This window comes from Pantoea sp. XY16, assembly GCF_025153065.1.
Lineage (GTDB): Bacteria > Pseudomonadota > Gammaproteobacteria > Enterobacterales > Enterobacteriaceae > Pantoea > Pantoea alfalfae.
The window spans coordinates 1-21663 of sequence record NZ_JANZNP010000012.1 but is presented as its reverse complement, the minus strand read 5'-3'; the positions used below and the strand labels follow the sequence as shown (position 1 = coordinate 21663).

At 55.8% G+C, this 21663-nt stretch carries 18 protein-coding genes and 1 rRNA gene; 13 read left to right on the top strand and 6 right to left on the bottom strand.

Translation table 11 applies throughout. From position 1 onward, the window contains the following. Positions 1 to 82: 82 nt before the first annotated feature. From mmuM to N1689_RS16715, 3 genes are all read right to left on the bottom strand, one after another. On the bottom strand, positions 83 to 1018 hold the full coding sequence (gene mmuM / locus N1689_RS16725; RefSeq protein ID WP_161735787.1) for a homocysteine S-methyltransferase: 936 nt from the start codon (positions 1016 to 1018) through the stop codon (positions 83 to 85). After that, positions 1008 to 2417, bottom strand: coding sequence for an S-methylmethionine permease (gene mmuP, locus N1689_RS16720; RefSeq protein WP_161735789.1), 1410 nt, complete (start codon positions 2415 to 2417; stop codon positions 1008 to 1010). Before mmuP ends, mmuM begins: the two co-directional genes overlap by 11 nt. Before the next feature lie 136 nt (positions 2418 to 2553). Continuing rightward, complete coding sequence (locus tag N1689_RS16715; RefSeq protein ID WP_003850360.1) at positions 2554 to 2889, bottom strand: DUF2002 family protein; 336 nt, start codon at positions 2887 to 2889, stop codon at positions 2554 to 2556. Between the two features lie 153 nt (positions 2890 to 3042). Here N1689_RS16715 and N1689_RS16710 point away from each other — a divergent pair, with 153 nt between their 5' ends. The 9 genes from N1689_RS16710 to emrB all read left to right on the top strand — a co-directional run bounded on the left by N1689_RS16710 (position 3043) and on the right by emrB (position 12724). Beyond that, the gene (locus N1689_RS16710; RefSeq protein ID WP_033733577.1) at positions 3043 to 3360 is read left to right on the top strand and encodes a DUF883 family protein; all 318 of its coding nucleotides are present in this window, start codon (positions 3043 to 3045) and stop codon (positions 3358 to 3360) included. Between the two features lie 297 nt (positions 3361 to 3657). Next, positions 3658 to 3900, top strand: coding sequence for a glutaredoxin-like protein NrdH (gene nrdH, locus N1689_RS16705; protein ID WP_010257769.1), 243 nt, complete (start codon positions 3658 to 3660; stop codon positions 3898 to 3900). Positions 3901 to 3904: 4 nt separating this feature from the next. Next, positions 3905 to 4318, top strand: coding sequence for a class Ib ribonucleoside-diphosphate reductase assembly flavoprotein NrdI (gene nrdI, locus N1689_RS16700; protein WP_161735791.1), 414 nt, complete (start codon positions 3905 to 3907; stop codon positions 4316 to 4318). Continuing rightward, a complete protein-coding gene (gene nrdE, locus N1689_RS16695; protein WP_222925105.1) occupies positions 4288 to 6426 on the top strand; it encodes a class 1b ribonucleoside-diphosphate reductase subunit alpha in 2139 nt (712 codons plus the stop codon). The genes nrdI and nrdE overlap by 31 nt, the downstream gene beginning before the upstream one ends. Positions 6427 to 6434: 8 nt before the next feature. Then, complete coding sequence (gene nrdF / locus N1689_RS16690; protein WP_222925104.1) at positions 6435 to 7394, top strand: class 1b ribonucleoside-diphosphate reductase subunit beta; 960 nt, start codon at positions 6435 to 6437, stop codon at positions 7392 to 7394. 427 nt (positions 7395 to 7821) lie between these two features. Next, positions 7822 to 9009: an MFS transporter gene (locus tag N1689_RS16685; RefSeq protein ID WP_260059463.1), complete on the top strand. Its 1188-nt coding sequence runs from the start codon at positions 7822 to 7824 to the stop codon at positions 9007 to 9009. A 303-nt stretch (positions 9010 to 9312) separates the two neighbouring features. Then, positions 9313 to 9843, top strand: a complete 531-nt coding sequence (gene mprA, locus N1689_RS16680; protein WP_003850381.1) for a transcriptional repressor MprA — start codon at positions 9313 to 9315, stop codon at positions 9841 to 9843. A gap of 150 nt (positions 9844 to 9993) precedes the next feature. After that, positions 9994 to 11166, top strand: a complete 1173-nt coding sequence (emrA, locus tag N1689_RS16675; RefSeq protein ID WP_161735799.1) for a multidrug efflux MFS transporter periplasmic adaptor subunit EmrA — start codon at positions 9994 to 9996, stop codon at positions 11164 to 11166. A 16-nt stretch (positions 11167 to 11182) separates the two neighbouring features. Continuing rightward, the gene (gene emrB / locus N1689_RS16670; RefSeq protein ID WP_161735801.1) at positions 11183 to 12724 is read left to right on the top strand and encodes a multidrug efflux MFS transporter permease subunit EmrB; all 1542 of its coding nucleotides are present in this window, start codon (positions 11183 to 11185) and stop codon (positions 12722 to 12724) included. Between the two features lie 36 nt (positions 12725 to 12760). Here the strand turns inward: emrB and N1689_RS16665 are convergent, their stop codons facing one another. Continuing rightward, entirely contained in the window at positions 12761 to 13945 is a 1185-nt protein-coding gene (locus N1689_RS16665) for a tRNA/rRNA methyltransferase (RefSeq protein ID WP_161735802.1), read from the bottom strand. A gap of 159 nt (positions 13946 to 14104) precedes the next feature. Here N1689_RS16665 and trxC point away from each other — a divergent pair, with 159 nt between their 5' ends. The 4 genes from trxC to pssA all read left to right on the top strand — a co-directional run bounded on the left by trxC (position 14105) and on the right by pssA (position 19553). Next, positions 14105 to 14524: a thioredoxin TrxC gene (gene trxC / locus N1689_RS16660; RefSeq protein ID WP_161735804.1), complete on the top strand. Its 420-nt coding sequence runs from the start codon at positions 14105 to 14107 to the stop codon at positions 14522 to 14524. 81 nt (positions 14525 to 14605) lie between these two features. After that, on the top strand, positions 14606 to 15283 hold the full coding sequence (locus tag N1689_RS16655) for a tRNA-uridine aminocarboxypropyltransferase (protein ID WP_222925100.1): 678 nt from the start codon (positions 14606 to 14608) through the stop codon (positions 15281 to 15283). A 139-nt stretch (positions 15284 to 15422) separates the two neighbouring features. Beyond that, positions 15423 to 18080 carry a bifunctional acetate--CoA ligase family protein/GNAT family N-acetyltransferase gene (locus N1689_RS16650; RefSeq protein ID WP_260059458.1) on the top strand — a complete coding sequence of 886 codons (2658 nt, stop codon included), beginning with the start codon at positions 15423 to 15425 and terminating at the stop codon, positions 18078 to 18080. A gap of 117 nt (positions 18081 to 18197) precedes the next feature. After that, positions 18198 to 19553, top strand: a complete 1356-nt coding sequence (pssA, locus tag N1689_RS16640) for a CDP-diacylglycerol--serine O-phosphatidyltransferase (protein WP_161735810.1) — start codon at positions 18198 to 18200, stop codon at positions 19551 to 19553. A 194-nt stretch (positions 19554 to 19747) separates the two neighbouring features. Here the strand turns inward: pssA and N1689_RS16630 are convergent, their stop codons facing one another. Both N1689_RS16630 and rrf read right to left on the bottom strand, forming a co-directional pair. After that, positions 19748 to 21037, bottom strand: coding sequence for an MFS family transporter (locus tag N1689_RS16630; RefSeq protein WP_161735812.1), 1290 nt, complete (start codon positions 21035 to 21037; stop codon positions 19748 to 19750). A 275-nt stretch (positions 21038 to 21312) separates the two neighbouring features. Next, positions 21313 to 21428, bottom strand: a 5S ribosomal RNA gene (gene rrf / locus N1689_RS16625). Between the last annotated feature and the right edge of the window lie 235 nt (positions 21429 to 21663).

Genomic DNA, 21663 nt, shown 5'->3' with positions numbered 1-21663 from the left:
GGGGTCCACAGAGTGATCAGTGATCAGAGTGTAGACCGCCCTCTCCACCTCAATCGGGCTATCATCGCCCGATTCAGCCAGCTTATTGCGGTTGACAAGCGCGGGCGATAGCCGCGATGTCGTTGGGTGAGGTGCGACAGCAGCCGCCAATCAGCTTCGCGCCCGCCTGCTGCCACTCTGCCAGTTTGTCATGCAACGTGCAGCCTGATGGCGCTGAATGCCAGGTTTTGCTGCTGGCATCATACTGCTCGCCGGAGTTGGGATAGACCACCAGCGGTTTGTCGGTCAGCCTCTGCAGCTGGTGCAGCGCGGGCGTCACGCTCTCAAGTGCCACACAGTTAACCCCCAGCGCTACCACCTGTGGCTGCTGATTCAGCCAGCTCACCACCTCTGACAGCGGCGTACCGTCGCTGATGTGCCCGGCGTCACGCAGGGTAAACGTGAACCAGGCGCGGCTTTCAGGAAATTCAGCCAGCAGCTTCACCAGCGCCTGCGCTTCAGCAAAGGACGGCAGGGTTTCACAGGCCAGCAGATCGGCACCCGCCGCCAGCAGCGCCTGCACGCGCGGGCGGTGAAACGCCATCATCTCCGCTTCCGGCAACGCGTAATCGCCGCGATATTCCGAACCATCCGCCAGGAATGCACCATACGGCCCCACCGATCCCGCCACCAGCAGCGTTTTTGCGTCGGGCCGGACCGCCAGATAATCCTGACGGGCGCGCCGCGCCAGCTCGACGCTCTGGGCGATCAACGCCAGTGACTGCGCCTCATCAAGGCCACGTGTGGCAAAGCCCTGCGGCGTCGCCTGATAGCTGGCAGTGATGGCACAGCGCGCCCCGGCAACAAAATAGTCGTAGTGCACCTGGTAGATCAGCTCAGGATTTTCCATCAGCACTTTCGCTGACCAGAGCGCATCGGCCAGATGACAGCCGCGGGCTTCCAGTTCGGTGGCCAGCGCGCCATCCAGAATCAGTAAAGGCGACTCTGTTAAAGCCTGCGCGACAGGGTTATGCGACATCTTTGGCCTCCTCAGGCTTCGGGGATGATTTGTGGGTCAGATGGTAAGCGGCATAGCAGAACAGCACAAACGGGATGCCACACCACAGCGCGATGCGCTGGGTCGGATCAAACGCCAGCCCGACACAGGCCAGCAGGCAGAGCAGAAAGCCCAGGATCGGCGTCAGCGGATAGAGCGGCGCGCGGTAGCCCAGATCGGCCAGCGATTTGCCCTGCTGAAGATGACGCCGACGGAAAACAAAATGCGAGGCGCAGATGCTAAGCCAGACCGCGACGACCGCGAAACCAGAGATAGCCGACAGCGCCACAAATACCGTGTCTGGCGCGACTACACTGGAGACCAGCGCCAGTAAGCCACCGATCATGCTGACGGTGATGGCCAGCAGGGGCACGCCGCGCTTGTTGACGCTGGCAAAGGCGCGCGGCAGCGTGTTTTCGTTGGCCAGCGACCAGAGCATCCGCCCGGAGGCATAGAGGCCAGAGTTGGCCGCTGACAGGATAGCGGTCAGAATGACAAAGTTGATAATGTCAGCCGCATAAGGGATGCCGATCTTTTCAAACACCAGCACAAACGGACTTTTGACAATCCCCGCCTGATCCATCGGAATCAGCGCCGCCAGCACAAATACCGTGCCGATAAAGAAAATAATCAGTCGGGCCACCGTCGTGCGGATCGCCAGCGGCAGCACTTTCTCCGGCTGCTGAGTTTCACCGGCCGCAATCCCGATCAGCTCGGTGCCGGAAAAGGCGAAGTTTACTGCCACCATGGTCATCAGAATCGGCAGTACACCGTTGGGCAGCCAGCCGTGCGCGGTGAGATTGCTCAGGCCCGGCGCTGGGGTGCCATCTTTCATCGGGATAAAGCCAAACATCGCCGCGCCGCCCAGCACGATAAAGGCGACGATCGTGACAACTTTTATCAGCGAGAACCAGAACTCTCCTTCTGCGAAGAAGCGGGTGGAGATGACGTTGAGCAGATAGATGGCGCAGCAGAAGACCAGGCACCAAATCCAGACCGGGATCTGCGGGAACCAGTACTGCATACAGAAGCCCGCCGCCGTCAGGCTGGAACCGAGGGCGACGGTCCAGGTGAGCCAGTAGAGCCAGGCCACGGTGTAGCCGGTTGCCGGGCTGAGATAGCGTGCGGCATAGACGTGGAACGCGCCGGTTTCCGGCATCGCCACGGAAAGTTCGCCCAGACAGACCATCACCAGCCAGACCACCAGCGCGCCAATCAGATAGGCGAGCAGCGTACCCGCTGCCCCGGTGGTTGAAATGATATAGCCAGTGTTAAAAAAGAGGCCGGTGCCGATCACGCCGCCCAGCGATAACATCACCAGATGGCGCACTTTCATGGTGCGTTTGAATTGTTCCTGCGAGGGAGTTGGCTGTTCGCTCATCACTTTTATCCGTATGGACGTCTAAACATCTATAAGGGACAAATTTATACGCGTCACAGCGGGTAATTGCAACGGCAGGGTAAACAGGGAGGACGGACAGGCGGTTCAGTGCCCCGTCGCGGCGGGGCCTGATGCGTTAGCCGAAAACGCTTTGAATATAGCGTTCCAGCGCCATGCGGGAACTGAATCCGTGCGGGATGCCGTAATGTTCCTGTGAATCACCCGCCAGATAGAGAGGGAATTGGGTGTAGTGATCGCAGGTCTTCATTTCTGAAGCAGGTTCAGCGAACGGCTGGCTCTTCTCTTTCAGCGTCGGGTGAATCACTAAAGCCATGCGCCCCATGCGCGCCTCGCGATTCACATAAACGTAGTTCTCACCACGGCGATAGCCATAGGCCCGTGGAGTAATTTCATCGACTTCGAAACCCGCTTTTTCCAGTACGCGCGCTACCTCATCTGGTCGTAAATACATGCTCGATCCTCTCCTCTTTCAAAAGCTTCGCAACCTTACATCAGCATGACAGAGTGGGCATTCGGAATTTTCCCTAAAGAACACTCCCGCGTCTCGTTTATCAAAAGGTCGTCTACACTAGTATTACGTTTTTAAATCAAAGGGAGCTAAAAAATGTTTAATCGCACTGTAAAAAACGATGACATTGATATCAATCAGGATGTGAATGAGCTGGCCGATTCACTCGAAGCGCTGTTGAAATCTTATGGCAGTGACGCCAAAGACGAAGTGGATTCAGCCCGCAGTCAGGCAGAAAAACTGCTCAAGCAGACCCGCTCTAAACTGAACGGCGGCAGCAACCGTGTATCCCAGGTTGCGCGTGATGCCGGTGCGCAGGTTGATACCTACGTGCATGACAAACCATGGCACGGTGTGGGTGTCGGTGCTGCGTTCGGTATCGTAGTCGGTATACTGCTGGCTTCTCGCCGCTAAGTATAAAAAATCCCCTGAGCCCTGCCCTGTGCGGGGCTTTTTTTTGCCCTTTTTCTGGCCGACGACATTTACAAAAGATTTTTTCAGGCTGCAGGGCGCATTACTGCTGGCTTTGCCTCTGTTGCGCAAATGCAAATCATAAAACCCTATATATGGTGGGCTTGACCACCAAAACCACTACATCTAGTATTTATCTCATCAGTACGACACCCGATGTCCGACCGAATGAAGCCCGCAACAGGCTGCATCGACTTTATTTCCGGTCATCAGAACCGCATACAGAGGGAAATACGAATCATGCGCATTATTATTTACACTAAAGACAATTGTGTCCAGTGCACGGCGACCAAAAATGCGATGGACCGTCAGGGTCTCGCTTATCAGCTGATCAATCTCGACAGCCAGCCGGAGGCGATCGACAACCTGAAATCACTGGGTTATCGCCAGGTTCCGGTGGTGATGGCAGATAACGATCACTGGAGCGGTTTCCGTCCGGACAAGATCGCCACTCTGCGCACGCTTTCTGCCGTCGGGGGCTAATCGTATGTTCCCGCTGGTCTATTTTTCCAGCCAGTCGGAAAACACCCACCGGTTTGTGACGCGCCTCGGCCTGCCCGCCCGGCGCATCCCGCTTGATGCCCGCGAGCACCTGCATATCGACCAGCCCTATATTCTGGTGGTGCCCAGCTATGGCGGTGGCAGCAGTCGTGGTGCGGTACCCGGTCAGGTGATTCAGTTTCTTAATGATGAGGCGAACCGACGCGGTATTCGGGGCGTGATCGCGGCAGGCAACCGTAACTTCGGTGCCGGTTACTGCCTGGCGGGCAGCATCATTGCAAAAAAATGTCAGGTGCCCTGCCTCTACCGCTTCGAGCTGATGGGAACGCCTGACGATATTGCGAAAGTTAAAGCGGGAGTAACCCAATTTTGGCAACAACAGATACCCTCAACGGCGTGACGCTCGATTATCACGCCCTCAATGCCATGCTGAACCTCTATGACGCAGAGGGCCGCATCCAGTTCGATAAGGATCGCGAAGCGACACGGCAGTTCTATCTGCAGCATGTGCAGCCCAATACGGTTTCCTTCGCCAGCAACGCTGAGCGTTTACGCTATCTGGTGGCAGAGAGCTATTACGAAGCGGACATGCTGAACCAGTACGATTTTGATTTCCTGCTTGCGCTGCATGAGGTGGCCGAAAACTGGGGATTTGAGTTCAAAACCTTTCTTGGTGCCTGGAAGTACTACACCAGCTATACGCTGAAGACCTTTGACGGCAAACGCTATCTGGAAACCTTCGAGCAGCGTGCCTGCATGGTTGCGCTGACGCTGGCTCAGGGCGATGAAACGCTGGCGCGGGCGCTACTGGAAGAGATTCTCAGTGGCCGTTTCCAGCCCGCCACGCCGACTTTTCTGAACTGCGGCAAACAGCAGCGCGGTGAGCTGGTCTCCTGTTTCCTGCTGCGAATCGAAGACAATATGGAGTCGATTGGTCGTGCCGTAAACTCAGCACTGCAGCTGTCGAAACGGGGCGGCGGCGTCGCCTTTTTGTTGTCGAACCTGCGAGAATCCGGTGCGCCGATCAAACGCATCGAAAATCAGTCGTCGGGCATCATTCCGGTGATGAAAATGCTGGAAGATGCCTTCTCCTATGCAAATCAGCTTGGCGCACGTCAGGGCGCTGGCGCGGTGTGGCTCAATGCGCACCATCCCGATATCTTCCGCTTTCTGGATACCAAGCGCGAAAACGCCGACGAGAAGATCCGCATCAAAACGTTGTCGTTAGGCGTGGTAATCCCCGATATCACCTTCCAGCTGGCAAAAGAGAACAAACCGATGGCGCTGTTCTCGCCCTACGACGTGGAACGGATCTACGGCCAGGCCTTTGGTGATATCAGCATCAGCGAGAAGTATGACGAGATGCTGGCAGACGATCGCATCCGCAAAACCTATATTCAGCCACGTGACTTCTTCCAGACGCTGGCCGAGATTCAGTTTGAGTCGGGCTATCCCTACATCATGTATGAGGACAGCGTGAACCGCAGTAACCCGATTGCTGGTCGCATTAATATGAGCAACCTCTGCTCGGAGATTCTGCAGGTCAACAGCGCCAGCGAGTACAACGACGATCTCAGCTATCGCAGGATCGGCAAAGATATCTCCTGTAATCTTGGCTCACTGAATATTGCGCACGCCATGGATTCGCGCGATCTGGCGCGTACCGTGGATGTGGCGGTCCGCGCGCTGACCTCGGTGTCAATGATGAGCGAGATCGGCTCGGTACCTTCTGTTGCCGAAGGCAACCGCCGTTCGCACGCCATTGGCCTGGGACAGATGAACCTGCACGGCTATCTGGCGCGCGAAGGCATCGCCTACGGTTCGCCGGAAGCGCTGGACTTCACCAATCTCTACTTCTATTGCATCACTTACTATGCGCTGCGCACCTCTAATCAGCTGGCGCAGGAGCATCAGCAGACCTTCGACGGCTTTGCGAATTCGGACTACGCCAGCGGCGTTTACTTTGATAAGTATCTGCAGCGCGAGTGGCTGCCGCGTACTGAACGGGTAGCTCAACTGTTTGCCGATGCCGGACTGACGCTGCCAACTCAGGCGGACTGGCAGGCACTGCGTGATGCGGTGATGCAGTACGGGCTGTTTAATCAGAACCTGCAGGCTATCCCGCCGACCGGTTCGATCTCTTACATCAATCATGCCACCTCCAGCATCCATCCGATTGTCTCCCCTGTCGAGATCCGCAAAGAGGGCAAAACCGGCCGCGTCTACTATCCCGCGCCGTTTATGACCAATGAGAATCTGCACCTCTATCAGGATGCGTATCAGATTGGGCCGGAAGCGATTATTGATACCTACGCAGAAGCAACGCAGCACGTCGATCAGGGACTGTCGCTGACGCTGTTCTTCCGCGATGACGTCACCACCCGTGACATCAACAAAGCGCAGATTTACGCGTGGAAAAAAGGGATCAAAACGCTCTATTACATTCGACTGCGTCAGATGGCGCTTCAGGGCACGGAGGTTCAGGGCTGCGTTTCCTGCTCCCTGTAATAATAACGATGAAACTTAAACAGATTCAGGCCATTAACTGGAACCGCATTCAGGATGATAAAGATCTTGAGGTGTGGAACCGTCTTACCAGCAACTTCTGGCTGCCGGAAAAGGTGCCGCTCTCCAACGATCTGCCCGGCTGGCAGACGCTGGATAAACAGCAGCAGCAGCTGACCATCCGGGTCTTTACCGGCCTGACGCTGCTCGACACCATCCAGAACGTGATCGGCGCGCCGGGGCTAATGGAGGATGCGATTACCCCACACGAAGAAGCAGTGCTGTCGAATATCAGCTTTATGGAAGCGGTACATGCCCGCTCCTACAGTTCGATCTTCTCGACCCTGTGCAACACGCAGGATGTGGATGCCGCCTACCAGTGGAGCGAAGAGAATGCGCCGTTGCAGAACAAGGCGCGCATCATCCTGGAGCACTACCGGGCAGACGATCCGCTGAAGAAGAAGATCGCCAGCGTCTTCCTGGAGTCGTTTCTGTTCTATTCCGGCTTCTGGCTGCCGATGTACTGGTCAAGCCGGGGTAAGCTGACCAATACCGCAGACCTGATTCGCCTGATTATCCGCGATGAAGCAGTGCACGGTTACTACATCGGCTATAAATATCAGCAGGCGCTGGCCAGCGCTGACGATCTGCGTCGTGAAGAACTGCAGCAGTTCGCCTATGATCTGCTGCTGGCGCTGTATGAAAATGAAGTGGCTTACACCGAGGCGCTCTACGCCGATGTCGGCTGGGTGGACGAAGTGAAAACCTTCCTGCACTACAACGCCAATAAAGCACTGATGAATCTGGGCTACGAGGCGCTCTTCCCGGCAGAGCTGACGGCCGTCAATCCGGCCATTCTGTCGGCACTGTCACCCAACGCTGACGAGAACCACGACTTCTTCTCCGGCTCAGGCTCCTCCTATGTGATGGGTAAAGCGGTCGAAACTGAAGACGAAGACTGGAATTTCTGATGGTCGGGCAGGTCATTCTGATTGTCAGGATGGCCTGCGACAGAGGATAAAGAGGCCGGCTCAGGGAGCATACGCCTTCCGCAAAGGCGCAAAACATGCCCTCTAAGGCGTGGCTCAGCGCGGGCGATTACGCACCACATGCCTGAAGTGCGCCCGTACCGGGCCAACGCGTTGAGTTGTTCAAAACGCTCCCGGCGTTTTTGTCCATGGCCCGCTATGCTTTGCTACAGGCGTATGCTCCCATCCCTTTAAACTTCTGAAGACGTTAAGCCCTGAGCCGTAAGTTGCCCCCTTCTTAGGGCGCACCTCCTCTACCGTTGTTTAAACCTCTCGTTATGACTGGTATGGCCTGTTAATAAACATGCGTGTGAAATAGTTTTTTGAGTTATTATTAACCTCAAATGATTATTAGCGACCGATGCTGTTTATGAATGCGACTCGCCAGGGTCTGACGCCTGCTTTAGTGGTCCTGATGTCGGTAGCAACCGGCCTCTGCGTAGCCAGTAACTATTACGTTCAGCCACTGCTTAATACTATCGCCCAACAGTTTGATCTCTCTGTTAGCCTCGCCGGGTTTATTGTCACCACGGCGCAACTCGGCTACGCCTGCGGTCTTCTGTTGCTGGTGCCGCTGGGCGATCGCTTTGAACGACGCAGCCTGATTGTGACGATGATCCTGCTGGCTGCGGCGGGCATGGTAATTATCGCCCTGTCGCACACGTTCCTCTTTTTACTGCTGGGCACGATCATGACCGGCCTGTTTTCGGTCGCCGCACAAATTCTGGTGCCGCTGGCCGCCACGCTGGCCGAGCCAGAGCGGCGCGGCAAAATCGTTGGGACGGTCATGAGCGGTCTGCTGCTGGGGATTCTGCTGGCACGCACCGTGGCAGGTGGCCTGGCGCAGCTCGGCGGCTGGCGCACGGTTTACTGGACCGCCAGTCTGCTGATGGTGGTTATGGCGCTGGCGCTTTGGCGATCGTTGCCACGCGTAAAGCAGTCAATGGTCATGAGCTATCCGCAACTGCTGGCTTCCATCTTTCGTCTGTATGCAGGCAATCGGGTGATCCGCACACGCGCCTGGACCGGCTGTCTCTCCTTTGCCAATTTCAGCCTGCTCTGGACCTCAATGGCATTTCTGCTCTCCGGCGCGCCTTATCATTTTTCTGAGGGCAGGATTGGTTTGCTGGGATTAGTGGGTGCTGCGGGTGCGCTGGCCGCACGTCAGGCGGGTTCACTGGCCGACAAAGGCAAAGCGAAGCTGACCACCCGACTGGGCCTGCTGCTTATGCTGCTCTCCTGGGCCGCCATTGCGTGGGGTGCGGAGCAGCTTGTGCCGCTGATCGTCGGTATCCTGCTACTGGATCTGGCGGTGCAGGCCGTGCATATCACCAACCAGAGCGTGATTTATGCGCAGATGCCGGAGGCGCGAAACCGTCTGAATGCCGGTTACATGACCAGCTACTTTATCGGCGGCGCGGCGGGCTCGCTGCTCTCCGCTACCGCTTACCATCTTTGGGGCTGGTATGGCGTCTGTGGAGCTGGCGCGCTACTGACGCTGATTAATCTGCTGATTTGGGCAGGGGGATCGCGCTTTGAGCCGGAAAAAATCAACTGAAGGCTGTCCGGACAACGCATTGGTCTGGTCACAAATGGTTAGGTTTGTTATGGTTAGTAACAAACCTATTCACTTCAGTTATTTTTCCTCGCGATATTAATAAATTTGCCCCCTTTTTGATAACGTCCTGGCACTGCGGCTGCCGCCGGGCGTACGGGTTTTTGACCCAGGGCCAGGGACTGGCCTGGAATACCTTTGATGGTGCAGCGTGCGAGTCTGTCAGCGATCACTTGCTGAAAAGTGACTACGCTTAGCCTGTCACCATAGTTATTATACAAGTTGCAATTAGTGAGGTTTTTTTTAATGGAAAGTTCGTTTACTCCCATTGAGCAGATGCTAAACATCCGTGCCAATCGCCATAAGGATTTTCCGTTACAGGAAATTATTCTGACGCGTCTCTGTATGCATATGCAGGGTAAACTGCTGGACAACCGCAATAAGATGCTGAAAGCACAGGGTATTAATGAGACCCTGTTTATGGCGTTGATTACGCTGGATGCACAGGAAAATCACAGCATTCAGCCCTCTGAGCTCAGTTCTGCCCTTGGCTCTTCACGCACCAATGCTACGCGCATTGCTGATGAGCTGGAGAAGCGCGGCTGGATTGAGCGTCGCGAAAGCGATCACGACCGTCGCTGCCTGCACCTGCATCTGACCGATAAAGGCATGGAATTCCTGCGTCAGCTGCTGCCACCTCAGCATCAGAGCCTGCAGTATCTCTGGTCGTCGCTGTCAGTCGATGAGAAGTCTCAGCTGGAAGGCATTACCCGTAAGTTGCTTAATCGTCTTGATAAAATGGATGAAGATCAGCTGATCGCCTCGCTGTCCCGCTAATAGCAACAAGTGCGACACAATCACCTGTCGAAATCGTTATCTTAATTTCCTTTTTAATCTGGCCAGCGCTCAGTCGCTGGCTTTTTCGACTCGGGCGCTGGCAGAAAAGGATTACTGCTGCCCGACTAAATGGAAAACGTGGAGAAAGTCATGAGTGCAACGGCAGAAGCACAAAGCCCGCAACCGTCAGCCAGTAAGAAAAGAAAGCGCAAAAGTGTGCTCATTGTGCTGGCGCTTATCTTTGTGCTGATTGGTATTGCCTGGGGCGCCTACTGGTTCCTGGTCCTGCGCCATTTTCAGGAGACTGATGACGCCTACGTTGCGGGCAATCAGGTGCAGGTGATGGCACAGGTCTCCGGTAGCGTGAATAAGGTCTGGTTTGAAGATACCGATTTCGTCAAAAAAGGCGATGTACTGGTTTCACTTGATAAGACCGATGCCGAGCAGGCGTTTGAAAAAGCCCAGACGGCTCTGGCTACCAGCGTGCGTCAGACGCATCAGCTGATGATCAATGGCAAACAGTATCAGGCCAGCATCACGCTGCAGCAGACCGCACTGGCACAGGCAGAGGCGGACCTGAAACGCCGTGAACCGTTAGGCGCAGCCAACCTGATTGGCCGTGAAGAGTTGCAGCACGCCCGTGACGCCGTTGCAACGGCTAAAGCGCAGCTGGACGTGGCCATTCAGCAATACAATGCCAATCAGGCGATGATCCTCAACACCTCGCTGGAAAATCAGCCTGCCGTGCAACAGAGCGCGGCTGAACTGCGTGACGCCTGGCTGGCGCTGCAGCGCACCGAAATCCGCAGCCCGATGGATGGCTTTGTCTCCCGTCGCAGCGTACAGGTCGGTTCGCAAATTTCTACCAGCACCCCGCTGCTCGCTGTCGTACCTGCCACCAATCTGTGGGTCGATGCGAACTTCAAAGAGACGCAGCTGGCTGGTGTCCGTATTGGTCAGCCTGCCACCGTGGTCGCCGATATCTACGGTGACGAAGTGGTTTATCAGGGTAAAGTGGTGGGTCTGGATATGGGCACCGGCAGCGCCTTCTCTTTGCTGCCAGCACAGAACGCCACTGGTAACTGGATTAAAGTGGTTCAGCGTCTGCCGGTCCGTATCGAACTGAATCAGGACGATATCGCCAGACATCCACTGCGCATCGGCCTCTCCACGCTGGTCAAAATCGATACCACCAGCAAAGAGGGTAGCGCGCTTGCCACCAGCGCCCGTCAGCAGGCCGCTTACAGTAGTAATGCTCTGGCGATTGACCTTACGCCGGTCAATCAGCTGATCACCGATATCGTCCGCGCCAACGCCGGATGATGACGCGGAGGCTGTAATGGCACAAAAACCGCTTGAAGGGATGCCGCTGGTCCTGATGACCATTGCGCTGTCGCTGGCGACGTTCATGCAGGTGCTGGATTCGACCATCGCCAACGTGGCTATCCCCACCATTGCCGGTAACCTGGGAGCGTCGAACTCGCAGGGCACCTGGGTGATCACCTCGTTTGGCGTCGCCAATGCGATTTCGATCCCCCTGACCGGCTGGCTGGCAAAACGCATCGGTGAAGTGAAGCTGTTTACCTGGTCGACCATTCTGTTTGCTATCGCCTCCTGGGCGTGTGGCATGTCAGACAGCCTGGAGATGCTGATTTTCTTCCGCGTCATTCAGGGGATAGTCGCAGGTCCATTGATCCCGCTGTCGCAAAGCCTGCTGCTCAACAACTATCCGCCCGCTAAGCGCAGTGTTGCACTGTCGCTATGGGCGATGACGGTGATCGTGGCACCGATCTGCGGCCCGATATTGGGCGGCTGGATCAGCGATAACTATCACTGGGGCTGGATCTTCTTTATCAACGTGCCGATTGGTGTGGCAGTGGTGATACTGACGCTGCAAACCCTGCGTGGTCGGGAAACCAAAACCGAAATCCGGCGGATCGATATGGTCGGGCTGGTGCTGCTGGTCGTGGGGATCGGCTGTCTGCAGGTGATGCTGGACCGCGGGAAGGAGCTCGACTGGTTTAACTCGTCCGAAATTATCGTGTTGGGGGTCGTGGCTGTAATTGCGCTGTCCGTCCTGCTGGTGTGGGAGCTGACGGACGATCACCCGATCATTGACCTGTCGCTGTTTAAGTCGCGCAACTTCACCATCGGCTGCCTGTCGATCAGCCTGGCTTATATGCTCTACTTCGGCTCAATAGTTCTGTTGCCGCAGCTGCTGCAGGAGGTTTACGGGTATACCGCAACCTGGGCAGGGCTGGCGTCTGCGCCGGTAGGGATTTTGCCGGTGATCCTGTCGCCGATCATTGGTCGCTTCGCCCATAAGCTCGACATGCGGCGACTGGTTACGTTCAGCTTCATTATGTATGCCGTCTGCTTTTACTGGCGTGCTTATACGTTTGAACCGGGGATGGACTTTGGTGCCTCAGCCTGGCCACAGTTTATTCAGGGCTTTGCCGTGGCCTGCTTCTTTATGCCGCTGACCACCATTACGCTGTCGGGACTGCCGCCGGAGCGCATGGCGGCTGCCTCCAGCCTGTCGAACTTTATGCGTACCTTTGCCGGCTCAGTGGGAACGTCGATTACCACCACCATGTGGACGAATCGCGAGTCGATGCATCATAGCTACCTGACGGAGTCGATTACCCCTTACAACACCAATTCGCAACAGATGTATAGCCAGCTGGAGAGCCTGGGGATGACACAGCAGCAGGCGTCAGCTTATATCGCGCAGCAGATTACCAATCAGGGACTGATTATTTCAGCGAATGAAATCTTCTGGGCGTCGGCGGGGGTCTTTTTGATTCTGCTGGTGCTGATCTGGTTTGCCCGCCCGCCGTTTGGCGCAGGCGGTGGTGGCGGTGGCGGTGGCGCGCACTGATGTCACACAGCAAAACGGGCCTTTCGGCCCGTTTTTTTATGCGTTCTGACGCCACCATTCGGCGAGCAGTACGCCGGTTGCGACCGAGACATTGAGGCTTTCCACGTTGCCGGTACCGCCAATTGACAGGCTCATGTCGCCCTGCCTGAACGCGGTGTCAGAAAGACCTTCACGCTCCTGACCTAACACCAGCACCATTTTCTCCGGCAGCTGAGCCTGCGCCAGCGGCGTGCCCTGATGGCTGGAGGTGGTCACGATGGTGTAACCCGCTTTACGAAACGCTTCCAGACCTTCGCTGAAGGTTGCACCGCTGATGGCCTGCACATGCTCAGCGCCGCCTTCTGCAGTACGCACCGCTGCACCTGACTCCAGCAGAGAAGCATCATTGACCAGCAAACCTTTTACGCCAAAGTGCGCGCAGCTGCGCATAATCGCGCCGAGGTTATGCGGGTTGCTGACATCTTCCAGTGCCAGTACGCAATCTTTCGTATTCGCCTGGCTCAGCCATTCAGACACCGCCATGCCCATACGCTTTTTGATCAGGAAGCAGACGCCGCCATGATGCTCAGTACCTGACGCTTTGGTGATCTCAGCATCTTCTACCACGTGATAGGCTTTGCGGTTAGCCGCCAGCCAGCGCAGCGCTTCGCGAAAACGCGGTGTAACTTCCTGCACGAACCAGGCGCGAACAATCGCTTCCGGACGGCTCTGGAACAGCGCCTGACAGGCGTTCTCGCCATAGACGCGGGTCTCTTCATTACGCTGACGACGGATCTGCTCAGGATCGACGAAGCTCTTGCCGCTGATACCGCCGTGATCCGGCTTATCGTTCTCAGGCGATGACGCACGATCGGCAGAAGGCGCGCGTGACACGGTGCGCCACGGGGAGTCGCTGCTGCCATAAGCGCCACGGCTGTCATCACCACGATCGTTGCGGCGACCTGCGCCATCGTCTGAACGGCGTGGTGCGCCACGTCCGCCTTCATCACGACGCGGTGAACTGCTGCGACCGGTGTCGTCACTACGACGACCAGCGGAGCGACCGCCTTCCTGAGTGCGTTCAGTGCGCGGGCCAGATGAACGACGATTATCATCCTGGCGGGCAGCAGAGTGACCACCTTTGCCTGTGCGAGGATTCGGCGCGCGCGCGCTTTTATCGTCCTCGCCACGCACGTACATCACCTTAACTTTGCCGCTCTTGCCTTTATATTCGTCGTTCATCTCTTCCTCCCGCATTTAGAGCGCGCAGATTACCTGATGTGCTGGCGCTTAGCTATCAACTATTGAACCTATAGAGCAATCCAGATTGAGCGAAAATCCGCCCCCTTTCATAATGGACAACGATTACCAGACTGACACTTTTCAACATCAGAGGTTCCTATGAATACGGTATGCGCTTCCTGTCAGGCAACCAATCGCGTTCCTGACGAACGCCTTGCCGACGTGGCGAAATGTGGTCGCTGTGGAAATGAGCTGTTCGATGGCGAAGTAGTGAATGCCACCAGCGCCAACTTTGACAAATATCTGCAGGATGATTTGCCGGTGGTGATCGATTTCTGGGCGCCCTGGTGCAGCCCCTGCGTCAATTTTGCGCCAGTGTTTAAAGATGTCGCCAGTGAACGCAGCGGCAAGGTCCGCTTTATTAAAGTGAACACCGAAGCGGAACCAGCCCTGAGCGCCCGTTTCAATATTCGCAGTATCCCGACCATCATGCTGTTTAAAAATGGCGAGCGGGTCGACATGCTGAACGGCGCTATGCCCAAAGCGCCATTTAACGAATGGCTCGACGAATCACTTTAAACTTCAACGGCCAGCCAGTCTGGCCTTTTCCTTTTCATCTGCGCTTCGATTACACTGACGTTTTTCCTGCCCTGAATACTCATGTCTGATAATGCTGTTTTGCGCTTGCGCACCCAACGCCTGGCCCGCGCCACCCGTCCTTTCCTGGCGCGCGGAAATCGGGTCATTCGCTGCCAGGGCTGCCTGCTGCCAGAGGCCAACTGTCTCTGCAATCAGATTGTGCCGCAGTCTGCCCGTAGTCGCTTCTGCCTGGTGATGTTTGATACCGAGCCAATGAAGCCGAGTAACACTGGCCGTCTGATTGCCGATATTCTGCCGCATACCCAGGCATTTGGCTGGTCACGCACCGAGCCGGATCCGCTGCTGCTTGCGGCTGTGCGCAACCCTGAATATCAGCCGCTGGTGGTCTTCCCGGCCGCCTATGCCGATCCCGGTCGCGAAGTGCTGACAACGCCGCCCGCCAGCGGCAAGCCGCCGCTGTTTATTATGCTGGATGGCACCTGGACCGAAGCGCGCAAGATGTTTCGCAAAAGTCCCTGGCTCGACGCCCTGCCGGTAATGTCGCTGGATGTCAGCACGCCTTCGCGTTATACGCTGCGTGAGGCGCACGGCGAAGGTCAGCATTGCACCGCTGAAGTGGCGGCGGCGCTACTGGCACAGGCGGGCGATCGGCAGGCGGCAGAAGCGTTATCTCACCATTTCGATCAGTTCCGCGCGGCCTATCTGGCAGGAAAACCGCATCACCCCGGACAGGCTTAACCGTGTCCCTCTCCGGCTGGCAGGCGTGAGCCTGCTCTGACAGTTTTCAGGATCCGGATGTTCAGCCTGCGATCTGCCCGGAAGCGCGGCCAGCAAAAAGCGTTTACAATCACGCAAATCCCGATCTCTGGAGGGCGAGATGAGCCAACGCGGACTGGAAGCGCTGTTACGACCTAAGTCAATTGCGGTGATAGGTGCCTCGGTCACGCCCGGGCGTGCCGGCTACTTTATGATGCGTAACCTGCTGGCAGGCGGTTTTAGCGGGCCTGTACTGCCGGTCACGCCAAAATATAAAGCGGTCAGCGGCGTACTCGCCTGGCCCACCATCGACAGCTTACCTTTCGCGCCTGACCTGGCGGTGATCTGCACCCACTCAAAACGTAACCTCGAATTGCTGCAACAGCTCGGCGAGAAAGGTTGCAAGGCCTGTATTATTCTCTCTGCACCTGCCAGCCAGTCGGCTGAACTCAAAGCCTGCGCCAGCCAGTGGCAGATACGTCTGCTGGGGCCGAACAGTCTTGGCCTGCTGGCGCCCTGGCAGGGTCTCAATGCCAGCTTCTCGCCGGTGCCGATAGAGAAAGGCCGTATCGCATTTATCTCCCAGTCTGCCGCCGTATCGAATACCATTCTCGACTGGGCGCAGCAGCGTAACCTCGGTTTTTCGTGGTTTATCGCGCTGGGTGACAGCCTGGATACCGATGTTGATGACCTGCTCGACTTCCTGGCCCGCGACGGTAAAACAAGTGCCATCCTCCTTTATCTGGAGCACCTCAGTGACGCACGTCGCTTTGTTTCTGCCTCACGCAGCGCTTCCCGTAATAAACCGATTCTGGTGATCAAGAGTGGTCGCAGCCGTGAAGCGCAGGCGCTGCTGGGCACCCACAGTGGTCTGGATGCTGCCTGGGATGCGGCCATTCAGCGTGCCGGATTGCTGCGGGTACAGGATACCCATGAGCTGTTCTCCGCTGTTGAATCGCTAAGCCATATGCGGCCACTGCGCGGCGACAGGCTGATGATCATCAGTAATGGTGCGGCGCCCGCCGCGCTGGCGCTGGATGAGCTTTACGCCCGCAATGGGAAACTGGCGCAGCTCAGCGATGAAACGCGTCAGCAGCTTGAGGCTATTTTGCCTGCCGGTGCGGGTCGCGGTAATCCGCTGGATTTAAAAGATGACGCCACCGCTGAGCGCTACGCTGCCTGCACAGAGATCCTGCTCGACAGCCATGAACTTGATGCCTTAATGATCATTCATGCGCCAAGCGCGGTCGCGCCTGCGACTGAAACGGCCGCACATCTGATCGATACTGTGGCCCGCCACCCGCGCGGTAAGCTGGTGACGCTGCTGACCAACTGGAGCGGCGAGTTCTCTTCACAGGCTGCACGTCGTGCCTTTACGCAGGCGGGTATACCCACCTGGCGCACGCCGGAAGGCACCGTAACCGCCTTTATGCATCAGGTTGAGTACCGACGTAATCAGAAGCAGCTGCGCGAGACGCCTGCCCTGCCCGCTACACTGAACCAGGATAGTGCACATGCTCACCAGCTGCTGTCACAGGCGCTGGCGCGTGGCATTACCTCACTGGATACTCACGAAGTGCAGCCGGTGCTGCAGGCTTATGGGCTGGCCACGCTGCCAACCTGGATCGCCAGTGACAGCGCGGCAGCGGTAACCATTGCCGGCCAGATTGGCTATCCGGTGGCGCTAAAGCTGCGTTCACCCGATATCGCCCATAAATCAGAGGTTCAGGGTGTGATGCTCTACCTGCGTAATGCCAGTGAAGTGGAGCATGCCGCCGAAGCCATTTTTGATCGGGTAAAGCAGACGCTGCCGCAGGCGCGTATAGAGGGACTGCTGGTTCAGAGCATGGCCAGCCGGGCGGGCGCGCAGGAATTGCGGGTCGTGGTCGAACAGGATGCACTGTTTGGCCCAATCATTATGCTGGGTGAAGGCGGGGTGGAATGGCAGGCTGATAAACAGGCTGCCGTTGCCCTGCCCCCACTGAATATGACGCTGGCACGCTATCTGGTCATTCAGGCTATTAAGAGCGGAAAAATCCGCAGCCGCAGCGCCCTGAATCCGCTGGATATCTCTGGTTTAAGCCAGCTGCTGGTGCAGGTCTCTGATCTGGTAGTGGATTGCCCGGAGATCCAGCGACTGGATATTCATCCGCTGCTGGCGGCAGGCAATGATTTTACCCTGCTGGATGTCACCCTGACGCTGGCTCCGTTCCACGGCGATAACGAAGCAAGGCTGGCCATTCGCCCTTATCCGCAGCATCTGGAAGAACAGGTAGAGTTAAAAGATGGGCAATTCTGCCTGTTCCGTCCAATCCTGCCAGAGGATGAACCATTATTGCGCGATTTTATCAGCCAGGTGACCAAAGAGGATCTTTACTACCGCTACTTCAGTGAGATCAATGAGTTCACGCATGATGACCTCGCCAATATGACTCAGATCGATTATGACCGCGAGATGGCGATTGTGGCGGTCCGTCAGGATCAGGAACGTCATGAGATCATTGGTGTCACTCGCGCGATCTCTGACGCCGATAACATCGATGCGGAGTTTTCAGTGCTGGTCCGTTCTGACCTGAAAGGGTTAGGCATGGGCCGTCGTCTGCTGGAAAAGATGATCCGCTACACCCGACATCACGGCTTGCAACAATTGAACGGTATCACCATGCCCCATAACCGCGGCATGATTACCCTGGCCCGAAAACTCAATTTTCATGTTGATATTCAACTGGATGACGGTATCGTCAGCCTGAAATTGTCTTTACAGAACGAGATCAACTAACCTTGTACAGAAAGGTAAAAAACGTTCGAATCGACGGAGTTGATGTTATTATTTATGGTTATAACCCTGATTTGATGGCAAAAGGCCATGCAATGAACAGAGAAGAAGTGCACTGTGATGTTGTCTAAATTTAAACGTAATAAACACCAACAACACCTCGCAGAGCTGCCGAAACTGTCACAATCCGTTGCGGATATGTCGACACTTTACTCGCCTGCCGAATTTCGTCAGACGTTGCTGGAGAAGATTGCGGCAGCGCAGACCCGCATCTGTATCGTTGCGCTCTATCTGGAAAACGATGACGCCGGGCGTGCCGTTATGGATGCGCTTTATCATGCGAAGCAGGCGAGACCGGAGCTGGATATCTCGATTCTGGTAGACTGGCATCGTGCGCAGCGTGGCCGAATTGGCGCAGCACGAGGCGTAACCAATGCCGACTGGTATTGCGAAATGGCGACGCGTTATGCCGATATTGCCATCCCGGTTTATGGTATCCCGGTCAATACCCGTGAAGCCCTGGGTGTACTCCATCTTAAAGGTTTCATCATAGATGATACGCTGCTCTACAGCGGCGCCAGCATCAATGATGTTTACCTGCATCAGCATGACAAGTATCGTTATGATCGCTACCAGGTTATCCGCAATTCGCAGCTGACCGATACCATGTATGACTGGATCACGCTCAATCTGAAGCCAGCAGAAGCGGTTAACCGGCTCGATTTCGCTGAGCGCCCTTCCAGCCCCGAAATTAAAAATGAGACGCGCCAGTTCCGTCAGGATCTGCGTGGCTTCAATTATCAGTTTGAAGGGAATGCCGGCAACGATGAACTGGCAGTTACACCGCTGGTCGGTCTGGGTAAGCATAGCCTGCTCAATAAAACCATTTTCCATCTGATGCCGTGTGCAGAACAGAAGCTGATTATCTGTACCCCCTACTTCAACATGCCCGCCTTGCTGGTACGTAATATCATTCATCTTCTGCGCCAGGGAAAGCAGGTTGAGATCATCGTCGGCGATAAAACAGCCAATGACTTCTATATTGCGCCTGATCAGCCGTTCAAAATCATAGGCGCGCTGCCTTACCTGTATGAAATCAATCTGCGTCGCTTTATGAGCCGTTTGCACTACTACGTTACGACCGATCAGCTGGTCGTGAGACTGTGGAAGGATGGCGAGAACAGTTATCACCTTAAAGGAATGTGGGTTGATGACGAATGGCAGCTGATTACCGGTAATAACCTCAATCCACGTGCCTGGCGGCTCGATCTGGAAAATGCCGTGCTGATCCACGATCCTCATCAGGAGTTAGCGGCTCAGCGTGAGAAGGAATTGACGTTAATCCGGCAGAACACGACGGTAGTGACGCATTTCCGTGAGCTAGAGAGTATTGCTGATTACCCGGCCAAGGTGCGCAAGCTCATTCGCCGTCTGCGCCGGATACGTATCGATCGCCTGATCAGCCGGATTCTTTAATCACTGCGGTCAATAAGGCATCCATTATGCGAAGTGTGCTGCTTGCTGTGCTGTTGTTTCGTTAAGTTCTGGGGCGGGAAAAGAGCTGTATGACAGCCGCCCGAATGGCAGCGGCTGGAGCTGGAAAGATTTCGCTGGGATGCCGCCGGTGCAGCCAGCGGCATTGCTCTCTGGAATCTGAGCCAGTAGCTATTTTAAAGCTTAATCCCCTTACCACGCTTGTGCAGCAACAGCGACACCAGAAACGCCACCGCGCCCATCGCAGAGACATACCAGAAGAAGGTAGTCTCGATCCCCTGCTTCTTCATCAGCAACGCTACATACTCTGCCGAACCCCCGAAGATCGCATTCGCGACGGCGTAGGAGAGCCCGACACCCAGTGCACGCACCTGTGGCGGGAACATTTCGGCTTTAAGAATGCCGCTGATGGCCGTGTAGAAGCTGGTGATCAGCAAGGCCAGCATAATCAACAGGAAAGCCACGCCGGGACTTTGCACGTTTTGCAGCAGGGTCAGAATTGGCACCGTACAGATCGCCGCAGCTGCGCCAAAGATCATCATCGAAGTGCGACGACCAATTTTATCTGACAGCGCACCGATAATTGGCTGAATCAGCATAAAGACCAGCAGCGCACCGGTCATCAGCCCGCTGGCTGTTTTAGGATCCATACCCGACGTGTTAACCAGATACTTCTGCATGTAGGTGGTGAAGGTGTAAAAACTCAGGGAACCGCCCGCGGTAAAACCCAGCACCATCAGGAAAGGACGGGTATGATTGCGCAGCAATCCGATTACGCTTCCCGCATCGCGATGTTCCCGGCTGGTCTTGTCTGACGTTTCTTCCAGAGAGCGCCGTAGCCACAATGCTACAACCGCGAGCAGTGCGCCGAGGAAGAACGGAATTCGCCAGCCCCAGCTGCGCAGTTCTGCATCAGTAAGCAGGAATTGTAGCACCACTACGGTCAGTACCGCCGCTAACTGACCACCAATCAGCGTGACATACTGGAATGAGGCGTAGAATCCTTTGCGTCCTTCCAAAGCCACTTCGCTCATGTAGGTTGCGCTGGTCCCATATTCCCCACCTACCGATAATCCCTGAAACATACGCGCCAGCAGCAGAATGACGGGAGCCGCCACGCCGATCGTTGCGTAACCCGGCAGGCAGGCGATGACCAGTGACCCGAAACACATCATGCAGACCGAAACCAGCATCGAATTTTTTCGGCCATGTTTGTCACCGATATAGCCGAACAGCCAGCCACCAATCGGACGCATCAAAAATCCGGCCGCAAAAACGCCCGCCGTCTGCAACAACTGCGTGGTGGTATCTCCCTGCGGGAAGAATATGTGCGCAAAGTAGAGCGAGAAGAATGAATAGACATAGAAGTCGAACCACTCGACCAGGTTGCCCGATGACGCGCCAACAATAGCCCAGATGCGTTTCCTGGTATCATCCGGCTGAATTTTATTATTTGTTGTTGTCATGCCTTACCTCTGTTCCTTGCTGATCAACAGCGTTTAAAGGATTGAGTAAAGCATTTAAGTCTACCAGAGGTAAAGGCGGGGTAATCTGAGATGAATATTGTGAGCCATATCGCCAATTATCGAAAAATCAGCGGGTTGCTGGCGATGCCGTAAGACCATATGAGGTGATGAGGGTTGCAGAAAGTGGGTTTGTGGTCAATGTTTCTGCTCAAAAGAGCAAAATTCAGACGTAAAAAAGCCCCGCACTGCGTGCGGGGCTTCTTCACTTATTTAATGCCTGGCAGTTCCCTACTCTCGCATGGGGAGGCCCCACACTACCATCGGCGCTACGGCGTTTCACTTCTGAGTTCGGCATGGGGTCAGGTGGGACCACCGCGCTACAGCCGCCAGGCAAATCTTGGTGCACGAAACGAATCTTTTACGCCATGACCGCGTTGCCATCGCTCAGCCACACCGGTCACATACCTCAGTATGCTCCCGCTGATGTCTTCGCTCTGCGCCTTGTCACGCCGCAAAATCTTTCGTTTCCGCTAATTTTATCCGGAATAAGCTGAAAATCGTGTCTCTCAAAAACGCCTCTGGCGTTGTAAGGTTAAGCCTCACGGGTCATTAGTACCGGTTAGCTC

What these genes read in the sequence shown, in the direction of transcription:
- mmuM (WP_161735787.1), bottom strand. Translation starts at nt 1,018, where the DNA reads ATGTCGCATAACCCTGTCGCGCAGGCTTTAACAGAGTCGCCTTTACTG.
- mmuP (WP_161735789.1), bottom strand. Translation starts at nt 2,417, where the DNA reads ATGAGCGAACAGCCAACTCCCTCGCAGGAACAATTCAAACGCACCATG.
- N1689_RS16715 (WP_003850360.1), bottom strand. Translation starts at nt 2,889, where the DNA reads ATGTATTTACGACCAGATGAGGTAGCGCGCGTACTGGAAAAAGCGGGT.
- N1689_RS16710 (WP_033733577.1), top strand. Translation starts at nt 3,043, where the DNA reads ATGTTTAATCGCACTGTAAAAAACGATGACATTGATATCAATCAGGAT.
- nrdH (WP_010257769.1), top strand. Translation starts at nt 3,658, where the DNA reads ATGCGCATTATTATTTACACTAAAGACAATTGTGTCCAGTGCACGGCG.
- nrdI (WP_161735791.1), top strand. Translation starts at nt 3,905, where the DNA reads ATGTTCCCGCTGGTCTATTTTTCCAGCCAGTCGGAAAACACCCACCGG.
- nrdF (WP_222925104.1), top strand. Translation starts at nt 6,435, where the DNA reads ATGAAACTTAAACAGATTCAGGCCATTAACTGGAACCGCATTCAGGAT.
- N1689_RS16685 (WP_260059463.1), top strand. Translation starts at nt 7,822, where the DNA reads ATGAATGCGACTCGCCAGGGTCTGACGCCTGCTTTAGTGGTCCTGATG.
- mprA (WP_003850381.1), top strand. Translation starts at nt 9,313, where the DNA reads ATGGAAAGTTCGTTTACTCCCATTGAGCAGATGCTAAACATCCGTGCC.
- emrA (WP_161735799.1), top strand. Translation starts at nt 9,994, where the DNA reads ATGAGTGCAACGGCAGAAGCACAAAGCCCGCAACCGTCAGCCAGTAAG.
- emrB (WP_161735801.1), top strand. Translation starts at nt 11,183, where the DNA reads ATGGCACAAAAACCGCTTGAAGGGATGCCGCTGGTCCTGATGACCATT.
- N1689_RS16665 (WP_161735802.1), bottom strand. Translation starts at nt 13,945, where the DNA reads ATGAACGACGAATATAAAGGCAAGAGCGGCAAAGTTAAGGTGATGTAC.
- trxC (WP_161735804.1), top strand. Translation starts at nt 14,105, where the DNA reads ATGAATACGGTATGCGCTTCCTGTCAGGCAACCAATCGCGTTCCTGAC.
- N1689_RS16655 (WP_222925100.1), top strand. Translation starts at nt 14,606, where the DNA reads ATGTCTGATAATGCTGTTTTGCGCTTGCGCACCCAACGCCTGGCCCGC.
- N1689_RS16650 (WP_260059458.1), top strand. Translation starts at nt 15,423, where the DNA reads ATGAGCCAACGCGGACTGGAAGCGCTGTTACGACCTAAGTCAATTGCG.
- pssA (WP_161735810.1), top strand. Translation starts at nt 18,198, where the DNA reads ATGTTGTCTAAATTTAAACGTAATAAACACCAACAACACCTCGCAGAG.
- N1689_RS16630 (WP_161735812.1), bottom strand. Translation starts at nt 21,037, where the DNA reads ATGACAACAACAAATAATAAAATTCAGCCGGATGATACCAGGAAACGC.